An 18,996-nucleotide genomic window follows, 5' to 3' on the forward strand; every position below is an offset into this window, starting at 1 on the left:
TTACGTAAGGCGCATCTTGATGCGCCTGTTGCGACACGCCTCGGGGAACTGGCTAGACAGCGTGCAGCGACGGGATGGCGTATCAGGATACGCCTTACACAAGGGCTGCGCCAGGTAAGGCGGAGGTGTCCTCCGCCCCACCTCTCAAGGTGCCCAAGTCAGGAAATTGCGGATCATGCGCAGGCCCACTTCCTGGCTTTTTTCCGGGTGGAACTGCATGCCCAGCATCGTGTCACGCCCGACAACGGCTGTCACGTCACCGGCGTAGTTCACATGCGCAAGGCGCAAGGCCGGGTCGGCCACTTCGAAGTGATAGGAGTGCACGAAATAGGTGTGATCGCCTGTCTGCACGCCGTCAAAGACAGGATGCGCAGCATCCAGCACCAGGTCGTTCCAGCCCATATGCGGAACCTTCAGGGACGGATCGGACGGCGCAATCGGCACCACTTGTCCGCCGACCCAATCGAGGCCCGGCGTGTCGGTGTACTCGCGCCCCCACGTGGCCATCAGCTGCATACCCACGCAGATGCCAAGGAACGGGCGGCCCTTGACTTCGACCGCCTCGACCAACGCGTCATACAGGCCGCCAGTGCCGCGCAGGGCCGCCGCGCAGGCCGGAAAGGCCCCGTCGCCGGGCAACACGATGCGATCCGCACGCGCCACGACGTCGGCATCCGATGTCACAACCACCGTGCCCTCGCCGAGGTCGCGCGCCATACGCTCGAACGCCTTGTGGGCCGAGTGCAGGTTGCCGCTCTCGTAGTCGATCAGAACCGTCAGGCTCATAGGCTGCCCTTGGTCGAGGGGATGGCGTCCGCCACGCGGGCATCGACCTCGAGCGCGATGCGCAGGGCGCGCGCCACTGCCTTGAAGGCGGCTTCGGCGATGTGGTGGCTGTTGAGGCCGTGCAGCATGTCGACATGGAGCGTGATGCCGCCATGGGTGGAGAGTGCCTGAAAGAACTCGCGCACCAGCTCGGTGTCAAAGGTGCCGATCTTGGGCGTGGGCAGATCCACGTTCCACACCAGAAACGGACGCCCGGACAGATCGAGTGCGGCGCGCACCAGCGCGTCATCCATGGGCAAGAGGCATGCGCCATAGCGCTGGATGCCTTTCTTGTCCCCCACAGCGCGGGACAGGGCCTGCCCGATGGCGATACCCACATCTTCGACCGTGTGGTGATCGTCGATATGCAGATCCCCCGTGCAGCGCACCGTCATGTCGATCAGTGCGTGGCGCGCCAGCTGGTCCAGCATGTGATCGAAAAAGCCGACGCCAGTCTGGTTGTCGTAGATACCGGTGCCGTCGAGGTTCAGCTTGACCGAAATGTCGGTCTCGGCCGTGGTGCGGGTCAGGGTGTTGCGGCGCATGGCACGGGCCTCCTTGGGGTGGTGCGTCGCGTCTCTATAGGCGGGCAACCCCGCGCCGCCAAGACCCGGACCTGCGCGCTTGCGCAATGCCCCGTGGACATGTCACTAGAAAGGCACCCCTCGTGAAAGGTGCCTTGCCCCATGTCGACATGTGTCTTTATCCAGATCCGCTGCCGCCCCGGTTCGACCTACAAGGTCGCCGAAGAGATCGCGCTGCGCGAAATCCATTCGGAGCTTTACTCGACTTCGGGCGAATATGATCTGCTGATGAAGCTCTACATTCCCCGTGACGAGGATGTGGGCAAGTACATCAACGACCGCTTGCTTGATATTGACGATATCGAGCGGTCGCTGACGACGATGACGTTCAAGGTGTTTTGATACGGACACGAAAAAGGGCGGCCTGCGCCGCCCTTGTCCCACGTGTTCTGGGTGGCCTCAAAGACCTGGAATGATCCGCAGCAGGCCGCGCTGCTTGAACGTGGCGCCGCGATCGGCCCCAAAGACATACCGCCCGCCGATGCCCACAAAGGCCTCGGATTCGCTGAAACCGGCCGACTCGACCTCGGCCGAGCCCAGTTCGACAAACAGGTTCAGGTTTTCGCCCACATCCTTGTCGAGCGTGATGGTCGTGGTGGACAGGCTGGCCACATCGCTGTCGCCCACATCCTCGTAGTCCAACGACACGCCAAAGCCCGAGCCAAAGCCATAACGCCCGCCCAGACCAAAGGCGGTTTCACTGTCACCTTCGCCGTCAACGCTGCCCACATAGCCCTCGAAATCGAAGGCACCCAATTCAAAGCCCGCTTCGACCCCGAAGAAATCCAGATCGGTGTTTTCGATATCTTCACGGGTGTAGAACGCGCCCAGCGAGGTCGTCTCGTTCACGTGGTAGATACCGTGCAGACCAAAGTTCGTACCGTCCGCATCGGTGACGCCAAAGCTGTTGTGCCCGAGGTCGATCTGCGTGCTGAAGCTGCGGTTGAAACCGATTTCCAACGATCCTTCGATGTTGACGCGATCAAAGTCGGTTTCTTCGGTGAAGGCCGAATACTTCAGTTGAACGGATCCGCCGGTCACTTCGACGGCCTGTGCCGTGGTCGCAAAGCAAAGGGAGGCGCCGACAAGGGCGCAAAGACTGTGTTTCATAATGAACCTGCTCATGGTTTGCCGACCCTTTTCGGGCCATTTATTGTGTGGCAGACACCGCCGCCTGACCCTGACGCTAGGCTGCGTCACATCGTTTGTACATTCACGTTTCAGGGCCGTATTCAACTTGTGGTTTTTGCACCACAAGGCACGGGTCAAGCGCCCTGATCCGTAAAAAGGGGCGCGCACAAAAAAGGCCACCCGAAGGTGGCCTGTTTTTTCCCGATAAAGGGAATGTTGGAGCGGGCGAGGCGATTCGAACGCCCGACCCTAACCTTGGCAAGGTTATGCTCTACCCCTGAGCTACGCCCGCTTCCTTGGGTGAGCCGTGAGATACTTATCCCGGCCCGGCGCTGCAAGAGGAAAAACACCGCCCTGGGAAATATTTTGCCGATGCTTTGACAAAAATCGCCCCGCCGCGCGACGGAACCGCGCAGTGTGTGCGTATGACTTTCATGAACCACCACTCACGATCCCTATTGCGCGCCGTTGGTCTTTTTCTGGGCCTGGCATCCCCGCTTCCCACGGTTGCCCACGACGGCGCGCATACCCCTGACATGTTGGCACGGGTTGAGACGGCCAGCGTGTCAGGGGACCAGGTGGAGGTGGCGTTGACCCTGACCGGCTTGGGTGGGCCACTGGTTCTGAGTGGGGTCGCGGCCGAGGGCGCCACAGTCGCGCCCTTTGACCCCGTCTATGTGAACTTTGCCGAAGACGTGCCCGTGCTGGCCGTGCTGGATTTTGAGGGCGCGGTGCCCGGTGTCTTTACCCTGATCCTCAGTTTCGGGCCCGTGGGGCAGGGGGCGGTTGTCGTGTTCCCTGAACCCGCCCCCGGAACCGCCCAGCAAGGAGTGTCGAGATGATCCTGTCTGTGAGCAACCTCAAGATCGTGGTCCTGATCATTGCCATCACGATTGGCACAGTCTGCAGCAGCGATGCGCAGCCGAGGTTTCGTGTACACAGCGTGACCGAGGCCGACACGGTTTCACTGGTCTCTACCGAACGACAGTATCAGGGCGGTGTGGCGACGATCTCGACGGATGGTGTGACGCGCACGATCATCTCAAACGGTGTGCCGCGCCACGCCGTTGGCGTCTTTCCCAATGCGGGCAATCCCAACACCATATCGGCGCAATCGCATCGGTTCAGCGTCCCTGTGACACCCGAGGTCGGTGCCCCGACGGAACTGCCCCGCGGGGCGTCATTCGGTGTGGCGGTGAACGGTGTCCCGTTCGATCCCGATGCGGCGGAGTTCTGGCAGGGTGATCCGCGCTCTGGCTGGGATTACAATGCGCTTGGCGGGGCGGTGGCGCTGGGGCTTGATGCCAATTACGGCCATGTGCAGCCCACGGGGGCCTATCACTACCATGGCCTGCCGGTCGGTTTGATGCAGCAACTGGGCTGGTCAGCGCAAGCAGCATCCCCCCTGATCGGCTATGCCGCTGACGGCTTTCCCATCTACGCCCTGACGGTGGAAAAAGACGGCGCCGTCGTGCGCATGACGTCGTCCTACCAGTTGAAATCGGGCATGCGCTCTGGCGGGGACGCGCCGGGTGGGGCCTATGACGGCGCGTTCAAGCAGGATTTCCAATACGTGGCGGGTTCGGGCAGCCTTGATGCCTGCAACGGTGCGCAGGTGGTGACGGCTGACTATCCGCAGGGCACCTATGCCTATTTCCTGACCGACACCTACCCCGTTGTGCCGCGCTGTCTGGTCGGCGCGTTGGGCCAGGGGTTCGTCAAGCGCTAGGCGCGCTGGATCAGATCCCAGCGGTTGCCAAAGAGATCTTCGAACACGGCGACCTTGCCATAGACCTCTTCGCGGGGGTCTTCCTGAAAGGTGATGCCGCAGGCGGCGGACAGGCGCGCGTGGTCCCGGTCGAAATCATCCGTTTGCAGGAACAGCCAGACGCGCCCCGCGCCCTGATTGCCGATGGCGGCCTGTTGTGCGGGATTGTCTGCACGGGCAAGGATCATCGCAGGCCCACCGCCGGGCGGGCGCACCTCGACCCAGCGTTTACGGCCCTGGTCGATGTCGGACACCAGATCAAAGCCCATCTGCCCACAATAGAACGCGATGGCGCTGTCATAGTCCGGCACGATCAGAGAGAAGGCGGCGATTTGCATTTCGTGCTGATGCCTCAGGCGGCGACCGGTTTCAAGCGCTTGGCCGGCGCACGGCATAGGCCAGCACGATGATCATGGTCGCAAGTACGGCCAGTGCGCCAAACCCTGTGCGCAGGGTGGTTGCGTCCGCGATGAACCCGATCAACGGCGGCCCCAGCAGCAGGCCGCCATAGCCCAGCGTCGACACGCTCGCGATGGCGGTGCCGGGGGGCAGGTCGGGGTCGTTGGCGGCGCGGGAAAAGGCCAGTGGCATGATCACCGCATAGCCGATGCCCATCAGGCCAAAACCTGTCAGGGTGATCCCGTAGCTGCCGGTGGCGATGGCGCAGACCGCGCCCGTGGTCGCGATGACCCCCGCGATGCGGGCCGTCGGTGTGGGGCCAAAGGCTTGTGTCGCCTGATCGCCCAGCAGACGCGTGATCACCATCGCAATCGAAAAGACCGTGTAGCCAAGGGCGGCATGTGCCGGGGTCACGGCGGTGGTCTCGATCAGCAACAGTGCGCTCCAATCCACCATCGCCCCTTCGCCCATGGAGGTGCAGAAGGCGATCAGGCCCACCGCGATCAGCGGCCCCTCGGGAACGGAAACAGCGGCGTGTTCGAGACCGTGGTTTGGCGGGGCGAGACCCAGCCGATATTGGCCAGGATCAGCGTCGGGACGGCGATCCCCACGCCAAGGGCGATGAAATGGGCGGACGTGCCAATGCCCCAGTGCTCAGCGGCAAAGCCGCTTGCCGCCCCAAGCCCGGCACCAAGACTGAACATCGCGTGAAAGGACGACATGACCGCGCGCTTGATATGCGCCTCGGCCTCGCCTGCCCATGTGTTCATGGCCACATCCATCGCGCCATGTGTGGCACCGAACAGGAACAGCGTCAGGGCAAGTGAGGCCGTGTTGGGGGCCAGCGCGACCAGCGCCAATGCGGCAACATAGGCCACCGCGATGCGCAAGGTAATGTAGGCCGCCCCCAGCCTGTCCGCAAAGCGCCCCGCCAGGGGGAAGGCCGCGATGGCGCCCCCTGCCAGCAACAGCAGGAGCAGGCCCAGATCACCCGCGTCCAGATCGTGACGCTGTGCAATCGCGGGGATGCGCGACGCCCAGATGCCGTAAAGCGCGCCGTTGAGCACGAACATCGCCGAGACCGCCAACCATGTGGCGCGGTTTGAGGGGGCTGTCATTCGGGTATGACCAACTTTTCAAAAAGGGGGCGGTGAGTCGCCCGCAGGGTCACCGTTACGATTGCGTTGAAGGGTGACAAGGGGTTTTCAAATCGCTTTGGCGGGATGTTTCAGTTTGAAAACTGATGTGCGAGCGCGCGGGCGCGTTTAGGCTCGATGTGCCAGCAACAGGCGATTTCCCACGCAAGGGCGGCGCGGGTGGCAGCGGGGTCGGATTTGTCCCATGTCGCGCGGTCAAAGGCCGGGCTGTCGCGCCGCGCCTCGTCCCAGTCGATCAGGATGATGTGCCCATCGGGCCGGGTCAGGATGTTGGCCGGGTTCAGATCCCCGTGCACTGTGGTCTGTGCATCTGGCAGCTTGGCCCAGGCGGTGCGCAGGGCGGCAACCAGGTCGGCTGGCATGGCCGCAAGGTCGACATCACCGCTTGTGTCCGATGTGATCAGGTCCAGCGCGCTGGCGCAGTCCGGGCGCGGCGGCAAGGAGACGGCATCGCGGTGAAATGCGGTGATGCGCGTGGCGATCTGTGCGGGATCGGTGGGGGTGCCGGACAGGTAAGGTTCGCAGGTCCACCCTTCAACACAGAGCGTGCCCGCAGCGCTTTCGACAAGGCGTGGCGCATGCAGGCCGCACGCCTCTGCGCTGTCTTGTGCACGGGTGAGCCAGCGCAAGGCCGCTTCCGTCCGGCGTGTGGATTTGACGACGTGGTTGCCCACGCGCAGCACTCTGTTGCGATGCCCGCCGGGCAGGGGCTGTGCGTCATCGCTCAGCCCCCAAGCCGCCAGCGGCGGTGTCATTCCAGTTCGACGAGCAGATCCTTGGCATCGATCTGGCCACCGGGGCCGACATGCACGGCCTTCACGACGGCGTCACGCTCGGCGTGGATGCCGGTTTCCATCTTCATGGCCTCGATGGTCAGCAGCAGATCGCCTTCGCTCACCTCCTGGCCGACCTGTACACCGACGCTCGCCACGACACCGGGCATGGGGGCGCCAATATGGTTGGCGTTGCCCAGTTCGGCCTTGGGGCGTTGCTGGGTCGTGGATTTGACCATGCGGTTGGGCACGCGGATCACGCGCGGCTGGCCGTTGAGTTCAAAGAACACCTTGGCCTCGCCATCCTCGTTGGTTTCCCCAACGGCTTGCAGGCGGATTTCCAGCGTCTTGCCGGGGTCGATTTCTGCGGTGATCTCTTCGCCCGGTTCCATGCCGTAAAAGAACGTCTTGGTCGGCAGAACGCGGACGGGCCCGTATGTGCGGTGCCGCCCCATGTAGTCGAGGAACACCTTGGGATACATGAGGTACCCGCTCAGGTCCTCGTCATCCACCTCGCGCCCTTCGAGCTGTTGGGTGAGATCAGCGCGCGTCGCCTCGAGGTCGACAGCAGGTACATCCGCACCGGGGCGCTTGGTGTTGGGCTTTTCGCCCTTCAGCGCCTTGGACTGGATCGCGATGGGAAAGCCGCCGGGGGGCTGGCCGAGATTGCCGCGCATCATGTCCACAACCGAGTCGGGGAAGGCGACGTCCTTGTCCGGGTCCTCGACCTCGGCCCGGGTAAGCCCCTGGGACACCATCATCAACGCCATGTCGCCCACGACTTTGGAAGACGGCGTGACCTTCACGATATCGCCGAACATCTGGTTCACATCCGCATAGGTGCGCGCGACCTCGTGCCAGCGTTCCTCGAGGCCCATGGAACGCGCTTGTGCCTTGAGGTTGGTGAACTGCCCGCCGGGCATTTCGTGCAGGTACACCTCTGATGATGGGGCCTGCATGCCCGATTCAAATGCGGCGTAATGGGCGCGCACGGCCTCCCAATAATCCGAGATGTCGCGGATGGCGTCGATGGACAGCCCGGTGTCGCGGTCGGTGTGCTGCAGTGCCTCGACCACCGATCCCAGCGTGGCCTGCGAGGTGTTGCCCGACAGCGCGTCCATGGCGCAGTCGACCGCGTCCACACCGGCCTCGGCGGCGGCGAGGATCGTCGCGCAGGCGATGCCGGCGGTGTCGTGTGTGTGGAAGTGGATCGGCAGACCGACCTCTTGTTTCAGCGCCTTGACCAGGATGCGGGCCGAGGCGGGTTTCAAGAGGCCCGCCATGTCCTTGAGACCCAGCACGTGCGCACCTGCGTCTTTCAGCTGGTTGCCCATGTCGACATAGTATTTCAGGTCATATTTGGCGCGATCCGGATTCAGGATATCCCCGGTGTAGCAAATCGTGCCTTCGCAGATCTTGTTCTGTTCCTGAACCGCGTCCATGGCCACGCGCATGTTTTCAACCCAGTTGAGGCTGTCAAAGACGCGGAAGACGTCGATGCCCGTCTCAGCGGCCACGCGCACGAATTCCTGCACCACGTTGTCGGGATAGTTGGTGTAACCCACACCGTTGGCCCCGCGCAGCAGCATCTGCGTCATGAGGTTCGGCATCCGCTCGCGCAAATCGCGCAGGCGCTGCCAGGGGCATTCCTGCAGGAAGCGGTAGGCGACGTCGAATGTCGCGCCCCCCCAGCATTCCATCGAGAACAGTTGTGGCAGGTTGGCGGCATAGGCCGGGGCCACCTTGATCATGTCGTGGCTGCGCATCCGCGTGGCCAGCAGCGACTGGTGCCCGTCGCGCATGGTGGTGTCGGTGATCAGCAGCTGTTGCTGCGCCTTCATCCAGTCGGCGACAGCCTGCGGGCCCTTTTGTTCCAGCAGGTTGCGGGTGCCCATCTGGTGCGACGGGTCGGCCTGCAAGGCAGGGGGCTTGGGCTGTTTCAGATCGGCGCGTGGGCGCGGACGGTCCTTGACCTCGGGGTGCCCGTTCACCGTGATGTCGGCGATATAGGTCAGCACCTTGGTGCCCCGGTCGCGACGGCGCTTGAAAGTAAAGAGGTCCGGGGTCTCGTCAATGAACTTGGTGTGGTAAGTGTTGTCGAGGAACGTGGGGTGTTTCAGCAGGTTTTCGACAAAGGCGATGTTGGTGCTGACGCCCCGGATGCGGAATTCGCGCAGGGCGCGGTCCATACGGGCGATGGCCATTTCGGGCGTGGGCGCCTTGGCCGTCACCTTGGTCAGCAGAGAGTCGTAGTAGCGCGTGATCACCCCGCCCGCATAGGCGGTGCCGCCATCCAGGCGGATGCCCATGCCTGTCGCCTCGCGATAGGCGGTGATGCGGCCATAATCGGGGATGAAGTTGTTTTGCGGGTCTTCGGTCGTGATCCGAGTTTGCAGCGCGTGGCCTGTCAGCACGACGTCTTTCTGCGTGGCCTTGCCAGTAGCCTCCTGGATCGTCTTGCCCTCGGCAATCAGGATCTGGGCCTGCACGATGTCGATCCCTGTCACCTCTTCAGTGACAGTGTGTTCGACCTGCACGCGCGGGTTCACTTCGATGAAGTAGAACTTGTCGGTTTCCATATCCATCAGGAACTCGACCGTGCCGGCGCATTCGTAATTCACGTGTTTGCAGATCTTGTAGCCCAGGTCGCAAATCTCGGCCCGCTGCTTTTCGCTGAGATAGGGGGCAGGGGCGCGTTCCACCACTTTCTGGTTGCGGCGCTGGACCGAGCAGTCGCGTTCGAACAGGTGATACATGCCGCCATGCTTGTCGCCGAGGATCTGCACCTCGACATGGCGGGCGCGCAGGATCATCTTTTCCAGATACCCTTCGCCATTGCCAAAGGCGGCTTCGGCCTCGCGCCGCCCCTCCAGCACTTTTTCCTCGACCTCGTCCTCGCCCATGATCGGGCGCATGCCGCGCCCGCCGCCGCCCCAGGAGGCCTTGAGCATCAGGGGGTAGCCGACCTCTTTGGCCTCGGCCTTGATCGCCTTCATGTCGTCGCCCAGCACCTCGGTGGCGGGGATGACAGGCACACCGGCCTCGATGGCGACGCGGCGCGCGCTGGCCTTGTCGCCAAGGGCGCGCATGGTTTCGGCGCGCGGGCCAATGAAGGTGATGCCGTTTTTCTCGCAGGCATCGACGAAGTCGGGGTTTTCGGACAACAGGCCATAGCCCGGGTGGATCGCATCCGCACCGCTTTCGCGGGCGACGCGGATCATCTCGTCAATCGAGAGGTACGCAGCGACAGGGCCAAGGTCTTCGCCAATCCGGTAGGCCTCGTCCGCCTTGAACCGGTGCAGGCCCAACTTGTCTTCTTCGGCAAAGACGGCAACCGTCTTTTTGCCCATCTCGTTTGCGGCGCGCATGATGCGGATTGCAATCTCACCCCGGTTTGCGATGAGGATTTTCTTGAAATCGGGCATGTAAGTTCCCCCCGGGGCCGTCCTTTGCAGTTGCAGCATTCCATATGACGTTTACGTGACGCAAACAACACGTAGTTATGGGTAGGTTGCGCAAACACGACACCCGTCCCCCAGGGTGCGGCGTAAGGCGGAGGTGTCCTCCGCCCACGCCCTTGGAGCGTGGCGCATCGGGGTCCGTCTGCCACATGCGTAAGGCGGACGTGTCGTCCGCCTCGCCGCTCACTCTATGCGGAACGGTTTGGGCAGCTCTTTCAGGCTGCGCGCGCCCAGTTGGCCCATATTCGCCTTGAGGTCTTCGCGCAGCAGATGCGCGAGGTGGTCGATGCCTTGCGGGCCCAACGCCGCCAGCGCGTAGTGCCAGGCGCGTCCCATCATCACGAAATCCGCGCCCGAAGCCATGGCGCGGATGATGTCGAGCCCGCCTTCGATGCCGCTGTCAAAGATGATGGGCAGCGTGGTGGCGCGGCGCACGGCTGGCAGCACATCGATGGTGGCGGGTGCGGCGTCAAACTGGCGCCCTGCATGGTTGGAGATCCAGATCGCATCGGCCCCCAGCGTCTGCAACCGTTCCGCATCGGTGCCCCGCATCACCCCTTTGACGATGAACGGTCCATCCCAGGCGTCGCGCAACCACGACACGTAGTCCCAGTCAGGCGACGTGCGCAAAAGGTAGCCCACATGCGCCGTCACCGGCAGGTTCTCGGTGTTTTCTGACGTATAGGCGTCCAGCATCCGCATATGCGGCATGCCCTTGCGCGCCATGCCCATGGCCCATTGGGGGCGCATCGCGACCTGCGCAAGCAGGCGGGGCGTCAGCCGGGGCGGGTTGGTCAGGCCCGAGCGTGTCTGGCGTTCGCGCCGCGAGGCGACGGGCACGTCAACCGTCAGGATCAGCGTCTTGAACCCGGTGTCCCTGGCGCGTTTCAGCATGTCGCGGCGGATGCCCTCATCACGGGGCGGATACATCTGGAACCAGGCGTTTTCGCCGAGATCGCCCTGAATGTCCTCGGGTGCGACGGTGGCGACGGTCGACAGGCTGTAGGGGATGCCCAGGCGCGCGGCCCCTTGGGCGAGGTGACGTTCCGCATCCGGCCACATCAGGCCCGACATGCCCACGGGCGCGATGCCAAAGGGCAGGGGCAGGGATTGGCCCAGCAGGTCGACGGACAGGTCCGCCTCGAATTCGCCGTGCAGGACGGAAGGCATCAAGCCGATCTTGTCCAGGCTGGACCGATTGCGCGCCCGTGTCGCTTCGACCCCGGTGCCGCTGTCGAGATACTCCCACACGAATTTCGGAATACGCGACTGCGCGCGTGTGCGCAGATCGGACAGGGCGGGATAGCGGCTTTCGAGGGTCATCGTCACGTTTGACCAGCGGCGCGGCGCAATGTCCAGCCCGCCATACTTTCACGGCCAAACGCGGCAGAATTTAAATCATATTTTAATCGCAATTGCGGAGAACTGGATTCGTTAGCCAAACTTTCATCACGAGGACTTCTGCACATGCAAGCACTGATCATCGACCGCGAAGCCAAGCGTCTGGACCACAGCCTGATTTCCCTCATGCAGGCCGGGGTACAAGTGACCGGGACGGGCAGCCTTTTGGTTGCGGAAACCTGTATCAAGCACATGGGTGTTGACCTGCTGGTCATTGAAAAGTCGACGATCGGGGATGCGCTGGGCGACACGCTGGGCATGGCCGAGGATCGCAATCCGCATCTGGTCGCGGTACTGCGCACGCCGGACGTGGCGCGCGATCAGGACGAGTTGTCCGGGCACTACGCCTCGCTGCACTGTGTTGTCGGGCAGGACGTGCCCAACGAGGTTGCGGTCAAACTGGGCCTTGCCTCTCTGCGCGCGCGCATCACCCGCACGACACGGCCCGCCAAGGCCACGACGTTCAAGCGCCGCGTGGCGCCCGAATCGCTGACACCCCCACCCGCGGTGCGGTCGCCAGCGCCGGTGCGCAGCTATGCGGACGCCCTATAAACAGGGCCTGTCGCTGCTGCGGTTTCTGGCCTAGAACATAGCAGGAACAGCTTTCGCTTTGCCACGGGCCGCGCTATGGTGCGGCCCATGAGCAGTTTTGACGACCTCGACGCCTTTGAGGGCGCATCCCTGTCGGCGCGCGCCATGGCCGCCCGTCCACAGCCCTATCTGGATGGGCTGAACCCCGCACAACGCGAAGCCGTGGAAAAGCTGGATGGCCCGGTGCTGATGCTGGCCGGTGCCGGAACGGGCAAAACACGCGCGTTGACGGCGCGGATCGTCCACCTGTTGAACACGGGCCGCGCGCGCCCGAACGAGATCCTGGCGGTCACCTTCACCAACAAGGCCGCGCGCGAGATGAAGAACCGCGTCGGCTCCATGCTGGGCGGTCCGATCGAGGGGATGCCGTGGCTGGGCACGTTCCACGCGATCTGCGTCAAGCTGCTGCGCCGCCACGCCGAACTGGTGGGCCTCAAGTCGAATTTCACCATTCTGGACACGGACGACCAGATCCGCCTGATGAAACAGCTGATCCGCGCGGCGGGCATTGACGACAAGCGCTGGCCCGCCCGGCAATTGGCCAACATCATCGACGGCTGGAAGAACCGCGCGCTGACGCCGGACAAGGTGCCGGCTGCCGATGGCGGGGCCTATAATCACAAGGGTGTTGAGCTGTACGCGCAATACCAGGCGCGGCTGAAAGAGCTGAACGCCTGTGATTTCGGCGATCTGCTGCTGCACATGGTCACGATCTTTCAGACCCATGAGGACGTGCTGGCGCAGTATCAGCGTTGGTTCGCCTTTATCCTGGTGGACGAATACCAGGATACCAACGTGGCCCAGTACCTGTGGCTGCGCCTTCTGGCGCAGGGGCACAAGAATATCTGCTGCGTGGGGGATGACGACCAATCGATCTATGGCTGGCGCGGGGCCGAGGTGGGCAACATCCTGCGCTTTGAAAAGGATTTTCCGGGCGCGCATGTGGTCCGGTTGGAGCAGAATTACCGCTCGACCCCGCATATCCTGGCCGCGGCCTCCGGTGTCATTGATGGCAACGAAAACCGTCTGGGCAAGACGTTGTGGACTGACAAGAATGATGGCGAAAAGGTCCGCCTGATCGGCCATTGGGACGGCGAGGAAGAGGCGCGCTGGATCGGGGAAGAGGTCGAGGCGGGCCAGCGTGGCACGCGGGGCATGGACCCTATCTCATTGGATCATATGGCTATTCTCGTGCGCGCCAGCCACCAGATGCGCGCATTCGAGGATCGGTTCCTGACCATCGGTCTGCCTTACCGCGTGATCGGCGGCCCCCGGTTTTATGAGCGGATGGAGATCCGCGATGCCATGGCCTATTTCCGCGTTGTGGTGTCCCCGGATGATGATCTGGCGTTCGAGCGGATCGTGAACACGCCCAAGCGGGGGCTGGGCGACAAGGCCCAGCAGACCATCCAGATCACCGCCCGCGCCAATGGTGTGTCGCTGGTCGAGGGTGCGCGGCTGGCCGTGGATCAGGGCCTGATCAAGGGCAAGGGTGGCACGGAACTGCGCACGCTGGTCGAGGGCATTGCGCGCTGGAATTCGAAACTGCGCGGGCCGCGGATCGAGGTGGCTGAAGACAACGCTGTCCTGGACGACGGCGTGGCGCCGCTGCGCGTCGAATATGGGCCGCCGCCCGTCACCCATGTGGAACTGGCCGAGATCATTCTGGACGAGAGCGGCTATACCGCCCATTGGCAGAACGACAAGACGCCCGAGGCGCCGGGACGGCTGGAGAACCTCAAGGAACTGGTCAAGGCGCTTGAGCAGTTCGAGAACCTGCAAGGATTCCTGGAACACGTGTCGCTGATCATGGACAATGAACAGGACGATGGCGGGGCCAAGGTGTCGATCATGACCCTGCATGCCGCTAAGGGGCTGGAGTTTCCCATGGTGTTCCTGCCGGGTTGGGAAGACGGGTTGTTCCCCTCGCAACGCTCGATGGATGAGAGTGGTATCAAGGGGTTAGAGGAAGAGCGGCGGCTGGCCTATGTCGGCATCACGCGGGCGGAAGAGGTCTGTACCATCTCGTTCGCGGCCAACCGGCGTGTGTTCGGGCAGTGGCAATCCTCGATGCCGTCGCGCTTCATTGATGAGTTGCCCGAAGCGCATGTGGATGTGCTGACCCCGCCGGGCCTTTATGGCGGTGGATATGGGGCGGCGGCGCCAACGATGGAATCCAACCTGCACAAGGCGGCGGCCGAGGCGAACGTCTATAACTCGCCCGGCTGGAAACGGCTGCAGGCGCGTGCGAGCGACCGTCCGATCAGTCAGCCCAAGGAAAGCCGGAATACAGTTATAGATTTGAATGCGGTGTCCAGCTTTACCGTGGGCGAGCGGGTGTTTCATCAGAAGTTCGGCTATGGCGCTGTGGTTGCCATCGAGGGCGACAAGCTGGAGATCGAATTCGAGAAGGCGGGGCTGAAAAAGGTCGTGTCGCGCTTTGTCTCGGGCTGCGACGACATTCCGTTTTAAAGATCGCAATCACGCAGGTGATTGCGATCAGTGGCAAGGACTGCTTTTGCCAAAAAGCTGTCAGCCACCCCGTCGCAAATCTGGGCGCAGCGCTGACAATCACGCAGGTGATTGCGATCAGTGGCAAGGACTGCTTTTGCCAAAAAGCTGTCAGCCACCCCGTCGCAAATCTGGGCGCAGCGCTGACAATCACGCAGGTGATTGCGATCAGTGGCAAGGACTGCTTTTGCCAAAAAGCTGTCAGCCACCCCGTCGAAATTCTGGGTGCAGCGCTGACAATCACGCAGGCTTCGATCTGGAGCGTGCGGTGGGGTTAATCCGGCGTACGGTGCCCTTGGATGGCGTAAACGTGCAGTTTGCACCGGAAACTGTACGTTTTGGATCTGCCAAAACCCGCTGATTTGGGCCGATTTTGAGAGACTGCGCAGTTTGGGCCTGAAACTGTACGTTTTGCTGCGCTGATCGCTGTTCAGATCTTGTTCACTTTTGCCTGTCGTTAAGGTTTGCGCGGGCGCGTTTACTTTTGGGTAGGGTTTGGGTCGGCGCGCGGCTCTGTTTGCTGACGCAAAGGCGCCCGCCCGCCGACCCCGGCAAAAGACCCCGCCAAAGCAAAAAACGGCGACCCTAGGGAGGAAGGGCCGCCGCTCTTGTACCACCGCGCGGGTCAGGGAGGAGACCGCAGCGCGATGTATCTGTGTGCACCTTGAAAGGTGCGGGAAGAAGGTACGGCGACCCCAGGGAGGAGGAGGGGGCCGCCGCTCTTGCAACATCGCGCCAGTCAGGGAGGAGGAGGACCGGATCGCGACGTATTGCGGATGCGCCATGTGGCGCGGTGTAAAAGGTGCGACGACGTTCGGGAGGAGGTGAACGCCGCCGCCAATTACAGATGCCCCAGGGAGGAGGAGAGGAGCACCTGATCTCGTGTTCTTATTGCGCGTGTGCGCCGTAGGCTGCTTCCCAGGCTACGCGCTTGAGTTCGGAGCGATGCATGCCCAGATCAGCCAGATCGCGGTTGGACAGAGCCATCAGCTCTTTCATTGTGGTTGTGTAGACGCGGCGCTGTGCGCGGCGCTCTGCTGTGTCTTCGAGAAAACGCGCAACTGTGCCGAGGATACGTTCGACCAGGTCGCTGCGTCGTGCTACTTCGTTGTAATAGGCCATGTTTTTTTGCCTCATCTGCGTTTCTGTTAGCCCAAACATAAGCCAATGCTGCGTTTGCACAATAGCTACCGCGGCAATGCTGCCATGCAGCATTTGCATAGGCCCAGGGTTGAATTGAGTGGCATGTCGCACAAGGAAACGGCGCTTTGACCGGAATGCGGTACACCCCCTTGCCACGGGCTGAATTTCTGCCAGTTAATGCGGCACCCCAGCGGAGAAAACAGACATGTCACGCACCAAGGACGATATCCTTCAGGCCCTGTCGCGCATCGCCATGCCGGATGGCGGCGACCTGATCAGCCGCGATTTGATTCGTGCGGTGCAAATAAAGGGTGAGGCCGTCCAATTCGTGATCGAGGCGCCCACGCCCGAGCTTGCCGCCCGCATGGAACCTGTGCGCGCAGCGGCCGAAGCGGCGGTGCGCAACCTTGAGGGCGTGTCAGAGGCGCGTGTGGCGCTGACAGCCCATGGCCCGGCCGCAAAACCGGCCGCACCGCCCAGCCTGAAGATCGGCGGCCACCCCAAACCACAGGAGGGGCCGACCAAGCCCACGGGCGTGCAGCGCATTCTGGCCATCGGGTCCGGCAAAGGGGGTGGGCAAATCCACCGTGTCCTCGAACCTGGCCGTGGCGCTGGCCAGGCAGGGGCGCAAGGTCGGTCTGCTGGATGCTGATATATATGGACCGTCCCAGCCCCGCATGATGGGTGTGAACAAGCGCCCCGCTTCGCCCGATGGCAAGACCATCATTCCGCTGCATGCCCACGGCGTCACCCTGATGTCGATTGGGTTCATGATGGAGGAAGGCAAGGCCGTGGTTTGGCGCGGACCCATGCTGATGGGCGCCTTGCAGCAGATGCTGGGCCAGGTCGAGTGGGGCGAGTTGGACGTGCTGATCGTCGATCTGCCGCCGGGGACGGGGGATGTGCAGCTGACCTTGTGTACGAAATCCGAACTGAGCGGGGCGATTGTGGTGTCCACGCCGCAGGACGTGGCGCTGATCGATGCGCGCAAGGCGCTGGACATGTTTGCGACCCTCAAGACGCCCGTGCTGGGGTTGATCGAGAACATGTCGATGTTTGTCTGCCCCGATTGCGGGTCAGAGCATCAGATCTTTGGCCAGGGTGGTGTTGCGGCAGAGGCCGAGAAGATGGGTGTGCCCTTGCTGGGGGCCTTGCCCATTGATCTGGAGACGCGCCTGGCCGGGGATGGCGGCACGCCCGTCGCGGTGGGTGACGGGCCGATGGCGCAGGCCTATGCGCGCATTGCCGAGGGGTTGATCAAGGGCGGGATGGCCTAGATCTCGCGCCCCTCGATTGCGATGCCGTAGAGCGTGGTCAGGATGCTGGCGCTGACCAGTGCGTAGAGCACGGAAATCACGACGGTGACCACGCCCCCGATGATGGATGTCAGCGGCAAAGCCCCCATGACAATGTTCAGGGCAAAGTCCACGATCGCCATCACGATCATCAGCATGAATATAGTGACGACCAAGGGGGCGGTCGCCTGCCAGCTTTCCCTGAACGTCAGGTTGTGGCCGATCGTGCAGGCCGGAAGGATGAGGCTGAGGCGGAAGAAGACCCAGCCCAGAACGGCAAAGAGCGGGATGGCGACCAGCCCTGCAAGTGCGTCGCTGCCCGTCCCGGCCGCGACGAGGCCGACGGGGATGAGAACCGGGATGGCCAGCACCCCAATCAAGATACCCAGCAAGAGGCTGCGCCCCAGATAGCCCAGGACGATACCGGCGCCGGGCGTGAACCCTTCGTCCCGGCGGTCTGCGGGCAGCAGGACAAACCGGTGCCATGCGGCCACCATTGTCAGATAGCCAACGGCCATGAGGAAAAAGGCCAGTATCACCAGCCCGACATTCGATATGTTCGTGACGTCCGTGGAGTCTTGCATGACCAATTGCGTGAACGATCCTGGCGCTGCGATGACAAGCAGTATGACTGATCCGGCAATCAGGGCGATGCCCATATAGGTGGCGCGCAGCGTGGCCGAGAGGTCACGAAACACCATTGATATTGCATGGGTGAAGATACGGAACGCGTCGGACATGGAAAACCCTCTCTTGATCCCGGGTTGGTGCCGTGGACCGTGGCAGCGCGCAAGGGGAAATCATGGGACAGCGGGCGATTGTGGGGCAGGGGCATGGGAAATCATGGTCCTGAGCGCTGTTTTTGACTGTGATTCTGAATCAATTTCCGCTTTTGTTGGGGTATTGGCTTGAGAACAAAGCAAAAACATACGTGAGTTAGCGGGTTCGAGTGCAAGTTTTTTGGGATTTTATGGACGGTTTCTGGAGAGGTGCGCCTTACACTACATATAGTGGTCAGTAGTGTTTGGGTAACATTATCCGCCCTGTATTTGGCCGCACCACCTCTCGAAGGCCTTGTTTTTAAGGCTGTGAAGACGCCGCGTGTCGTGTGCGGCCCTCAAAAAACCATTGCCTCCCATCAATTCCCATGGCATCCCTAATGCATCAGATGAGAACGAGCCAAGGGGCAACAAACGACCCCGAAAAAAACAAAACTCTAGCAGGTTTCATACAGGCACCTCGCTTTCATCAGACCAGAGATCCGGCGCGCGAGCGAGCAGACATCCCCCCAGGTGGCGCGCGCAGCTGGACATCCCGCAAGGCGGGACGAGGGCGGCGGGTTGATCAGTGGCAGCAGATCAACCCGCCGTTTCCATTTTCAACACTGGGGACAGATTTCGGGCGGGGGCGCAAAGACGATTGGGCAGGCGCGCTGTCGCGCGAGTTAGCAAGGGACGGGCCAAGGTGGCACGCAGATTCAGAGGCGAAAGCGACCACAAGGTGGACGCGAAGGGCAGGGTGTCTATCCCGGCCTCGTTTCGCCGTGTGATCGAAGGGTGTGACCCCGACTGGACCGACGGCCTGCCGCCCCGCCTGATCATCGTTTATGGCGGTGAGACGCGCGACTACCTCGAAGGCTTTACCATCGAAGCCATGGACGAGGTGGACGAGAAGATTTCCAAACATCCCCGCGGCTCGGCCAAGCGCAAGGCGATGGAGCGGCTGTACAGTGCGCAGTCCGTCGAGGCGGTGGTGGATGACACGGGCCGCATCGTGCTGCCCGCCAAGCTGCGGGAAAAGATCGGTCTGGATGGCATGGCCCGGTTCGTGTCCTCCGGTGACACGTTCGAGATCTGGCGCCCCGAGACCTATGATGCCAGCATCGCCGCCCTTGATGATGAAGGGTTTGACCCAGACATTGATCCGTCCGTCTATCTGGACGGGGATTTGGACTGAT

At 62.5% G+C, this 18,996-nt stretch carries 18 protein-coding genes, 1 tRNA gene and 1 pseudogene; 8 read left to right on the forward strand and 12 right to left on the reverse strand.

Going from position 1 to position 18,996, the window contains the following annotated elements; all coding sequences use genetic code 11:
* Nucleotides 1–144: 144 nt before the first annotated feature.
* Together hisH and hisB are read right to left on the reverse strand one after the other, a co-directional pair.
* Nucleotides 145–786 (reverse strand): imidazole glycerol phosphate synthase subunit HisH, encoded by a 642-nt coding sequence (gene hisH, locus ACMHLQ_RS20175; protein ID WP_415402465.1) that lies wholly within the window; start codon nt 784–786, stop codon nt 145–147.
* Nucleotides 783–1,370 carry an imidazoleglycerol-phosphate dehydratase HisB gene (gene hisB / locus ACMHLQ_RS20180; protein ID WP_415402466.1) on the reverse strand — a complete coding sequence of 196 codons (588 nt, stop codon included), beginning with the start codon at nt 1,368–1,370 and terminating at the stop codon, nt 783–785. Before hisB ends, hisH begins: the two co-directional genes overlap by 4 nt.
* A 141-nt stretch (nt 1,371–1,511) precedes the next feature.
* On the opposite strand from hisB, the gene ACMHLQ_RS20185 reads away from it, so the two are divergent.
* A complete protein-coding gene (locus ACMHLQ_RS20185; protein WP_415402467.1) occupies nt 1,512–1,751 on the forward strand; it encodes an Lrp/AsnC ligand binding domain-containing protein in 240 nt (79 codons plus the stop codon).
* Nucleotides 1,752–1,808: 57 nt separating this feature from the next.
* On the opposite strand, the gene ACMHLQ_RS20190 is transcribed toward ACMHLQ_RS20185, so the two are convergent.
* Both ACMHLQ_RS20190 and ACMHLQ_RS20195 read right to left on the reverse strand, forming a co-directional pair.
* Complete coding sequence (locus ACMHLQ_RS20190) at nt 1,809–2,534, reverse strand: porin (protein WP_415402468.1); 726 nt, start codon at nt 2,532–2,534, stop codon at nt 1,809–1,811.
* 223 nt (nt 2,535–2,757) lie between these two features.
* Nucleotides 2,758–2,832: transfer RNA gene (locus ACMHLQ_RS20195), tRNA-Gly, on the reverse strand.
* Nucleotides 2,833–3,076: 244 nt separating this feature from the next.
* Between ACMHLQ_RS20195 and ACMHLQ_RS20200 the strand changes: the two genes are divergently transcribed.
* On the forward strand, nt 3,077–3,382 hold the full coding sequence (locus ACMHLQ_RS20200; RefSeq protein ID WP_415402469.1) for a hypothetical protein: 306 nt from the start codon (nt 3,077–3,079) through the stop codon (nt 3,380–3,382).
* Nucleotides 3,379–4,269, forward strand: a complete 891-nt coding sequence (locus ACMHLQ_RS20205) for a YHYH protein (RefSeq protein ID WP_415402470.1) — start codon at nt 3,379–3,381, stop codon at nt 4,267–4,269. The genes ACMHLQ_RS20200 and ACMHLQ_RS20205 overlap by 4 nt, the downstream gene beginning before the upstream one ends.
* Here ACMHLQ_RS20205 and ACMHLQ_RS20210 read toward each other — a convergent pair.
* From ACMHLQ_RS20210 to ACMHLQ_RS20235, 6 genes are all read right to left on the reverse strand, one after another.
* On the reverse strand, nt 4,266–4,646 hold the full coding sequence (locus ACMHLQ_RS20210) for a VOC family protein (RefSeq protein WP_415402471.1): 381 nt from the start codon (nt 4,644–4,646) through the stop codon (nt 4,266–4,268). The two genes, ACMHLQ_RS20205 and ACMHLQ_RS20210, sit on opposite strands and share 4 nt — an antisense overlap.
* Nucleotides 4,647–4,677: 31 nt before the next feature.
* Nucleotides 4,678–5,205: an MFS transporter gene (locus ACMHLQ_RS20215; RefSeq protein ID WP_415402472.1), complete on the reverse strand. Its 528-nt coding sequence runs from the start codon at nt 5,203–5,205 to the stop codon at nt 4,678–4,680.
* 5 nt (nt 5,206–5,210) lie between these two features.
* Entirely contained in the window at nt 5,211–5,825 is a 615-nt protein-coding gene (locus tag ACMHLQ_RS20220; protein WP_415402473.1) for an MFS transporter, read from the reverse strand.
* A gap of 110 nt (nt 5,826–5,935) precedes the next feature.
* The gene (locus tag ACMHLQ_RS20225) at nt 5,936–6,619 is read right to left on the reverse strand and encodes a phosphotransferase (protein ID WP_415402474.1); all 684 of its coding nucleotides are present in this window, start codon (nt 6,617–6,619) and stop codon (nt 5,936–5,938) included.
* A complete protein-coding gene (locus tag ACMHLQ_RS20230) occupies nt 6,616–10,062 on the reverse strand; it encodes a pyruvate carboxylase (protein ID WP_415402475.1) in 3,447 nt (1,148 codons plus the stop codon). The genes ACMHLQ_RS20225 and ACMHLQ_RS20230 overlap by 4 nt, the downstream gene beginning before the upstream one ends.
* 219 nt (nt 10,063–10,281) lie before the next feature.
* Nucleotides 10,282–11,421, reverse strand: coding sequence for an alpha-hydroxy acid oxidase (locus ACMHLQ_RS20235; RefSeq protein WP_415402476.1), 1,140 nt, complete (start codon nt 11,419–11,421; stop codon nt 10,282–10,284).
* A 144-nt stretch (nt 11,422–11,565) separates the two neighbouring features.
* Here ACMHLQ_RS20235 and ACMHLQ_RS20240 point away from each other — a divergent pair, with 144 nt between their 5' ends.
* From ACMHLQ_RS20240 to ACMHLQ_RS20250, 3 genes are all read left to right on the forward strand, one after another.
* Nucleotides 11,566–12,051, forward strand: a complete 486-nt coding sequence (locus ACMHLQ_RS20240; RefSeq protein WP_415402477.1) for a hypothetical protein — start codon at nt 11,566–11,568, stop codon at nt 12,049–12,051.
* Between the two features lie 87 nt (nt 12,052–12,138).
* Nucleotides 12,139–14,562: an ATP-dependent helicase gene (locus ACMHLQ_RS20245; RefSeq protein WP_415402478.1), complete on the forward strand. Its 2,424-nt coding sequence runs from the start codon at nt 12,139–12,141 to the stop codon at nt 14,560–14,562.
* 17 nt (nt 14,563–14,579) lie between these two features.
* Complete coding sequence (locus ACMHLQ_RS20250; RefSeq protein ID WP_415402479.1) at nt 14,580–14,879, forward strand: hypothetical protein; 300 nt, start codon at nt 14,580–14,582, stop codon at nt 14,877–14,879.
* Between the two features lie 610 nt (nt 14,880–15,489).
* Here the strand turns inward: ACMHLQ_RS20250 and ACMHLQ_RS20255 are convergent.
* Nucleotides 15,490–15,822: a DUF1127 domain-containing protein gene (locus ACMHLQ_RS20255; RefSeq protein ID WP_415402480.1), complete on the reverse strand. Its 333-nt coding sequence runs from the start codon at nt 15,820–15,822 to the stop codon at nt 15,490–15,492.
* 127 nt (nt 15,823–15,949) lie between these two features.
* Between ACMHLQ_RS20255 and ACMHLQ_RS20260 the strand changes: the two are divergent.
* A pseudogene (locus tag ACMHLQ_RS20260) lies at nt 15,950–17,021 on the forward strand (P-loop NTPase).
* Here the strand turns inward: ACMHLQ_RS20260 and ACMHLQ_RS20265 are convergent.
* The gene (locus ACMHLQ_RS20265; protein WP_415402481.1) at nt 17,018–17,779 is read right to left on the reverse strand and encodes a hypothetical protein; all 762 of its coding nucleotides are present in this window, start codon (nt 17,777–17,779) and stop codon (nt 17,018–17,020) included. The pseudogene ACMHLQ_RS20260 and the gene ACMHLQ_RS20265 overlap by 4 nt on opposite strands.
* A gap of 724 nt (nt 17,780–18,503) precedes the next feature.
* On the opposite strand from ACMHLQ_RS20265, the gene mraZ reads away from it, so the two are divergent.
* Nucleotides 18,504–18,995 (forward strand): division/cell wall cluster transcriptional repressor MraZ, encoded by a 492-nt coding sequence (mraZ, locus tag ACMHLQ_RS20270; protein WP_415402482.1) that lies wholly within the window; start codon nt 18,504–18,506, stop codon nt 18,993–18,995.
* Nucleotide 18,996: the final 1 nt, after the last annotated feature.

The sequence above is a fragment of the Tateyamaria algicola genome (assembly GCF_047715485.1).
Classification (GTDB): Bacteria; Pseudomonadota; Alphaproteobacteria; order Rhodobacterales; family Rhodobacteraceae; genus Tateyamaria.

Excerpts from the sequence above, each read along its gene's own strand:
- hisH (WP_415402465.1), bottom strand. The coding sequence starts at position 786 with ATGAGCCTGACGGTTCTGATCGACTACGAGAGCGGCAACCTGCACTCG.
- hisB (WP_415402466.1), bottom strand. The coding sequence starts at position 1,370 with ATGCGCCGCAACACCCTGACCCGCACCACGGCCGAGACCGACATTTCG.
- ACMHLQ_RS20185 (WP_415402467.1), top strand. The coding sequence starts at position 1,512 with ATGTCGACATGTGTCTTTATCCAGATCCGCTGCCGCCCCGGTTCGACC.
- ACMHLQ_RS20190 (WP_415402468.1), bottom strand. The coding sequence starts at position 2,534 with ATGAGCAGGTTCATTATGAAACACAGTCTTTGCGCCCTTGTCGGCGCC.
- ACMHLQ_RS20200 (WP_415402469.1), top strand. The coding sequence starts at position 3,077 with ATGTTGGCACGGGTTGAGACGGCCAGCGTGTCAGGGGACCAGGTGGAG.
- ACMHLQ_RS20205 (WP_415402470.1), top strand. The coding sequence starts at position 3,379 with ATGATCCTGTCTGTGAGCAACCTCAAGATCGTGGTCCTGATCATTGCC.
- ACMHLQ_RS20210 (WP_415402471.1), bottom strand. The coding sequence starts at position 4,646 with ATGCAAATCGCCGCCTTCTCTCTGATCGTGCCGGACTATGACAGCGCC.
- ACMHLQ_RS20220 (WP_415402473.1), bottom strand. The coding sequence starts at position 5,825 with ATGACAGCCCCCTCAAACCGCGCCACATGGTTGGCGGTCTCGGCGATG.
- ACMHLQ_RS20225 (WP_415402474.1), bottom strand. The coding sequence starts at position 6,619 with ATGACACCGCCGCTGGCGGCTTGGGGGCTGAGCGATGACGCACAGCCC.
- ACMHLQ_RS20230 (WP_415402475.1), bottom strand. The coding sequence starts at position 10,062 with ATGCCCGATTTCAAGAAAATCCTCATCGCAAACCGGGGTGAGATTGCA.
- ACMHLQ_RS20235 (WP_415402476.1), bottom strand. The coding sequence starts at position 11,421 with ATGACCCTCGAAAGCCGCTATCCCGCCCTGTCCGATCTGCGCACACGC.
- ACMHLQ_RS20240 (WP_415402477.1), top strand. The coding sequence starts at position 11,566 with ATGCAAGCACTGATCATCGACCGCGAAGCCAAGCGTCTGGACCACAGC.
- ACMHLQ_RS20245 (WP_415402478.1), top strand. The coding sequence starts at position 12,139 with ATGAGCAGTTTTGACGACCTCGACGCCTTTGAGGGCGCATCCCTGTCG.
- ACMHLQ_RS20255 (WP_415402480.1), bottom strand. The coding sequence starts at position 15,822 with ATGCAAATGCTGCATGGCAGCATTGCCGCGGTAGCTATTGTGCAAACG.
- ACMHLQ_RS20265 (WP_415402481.1), bottom strand. The coding sequence starts at position 17,779 with ATGTCCGACGCGTTCCGTATCTTCACCCATGCAATATCAATGGTGTTT.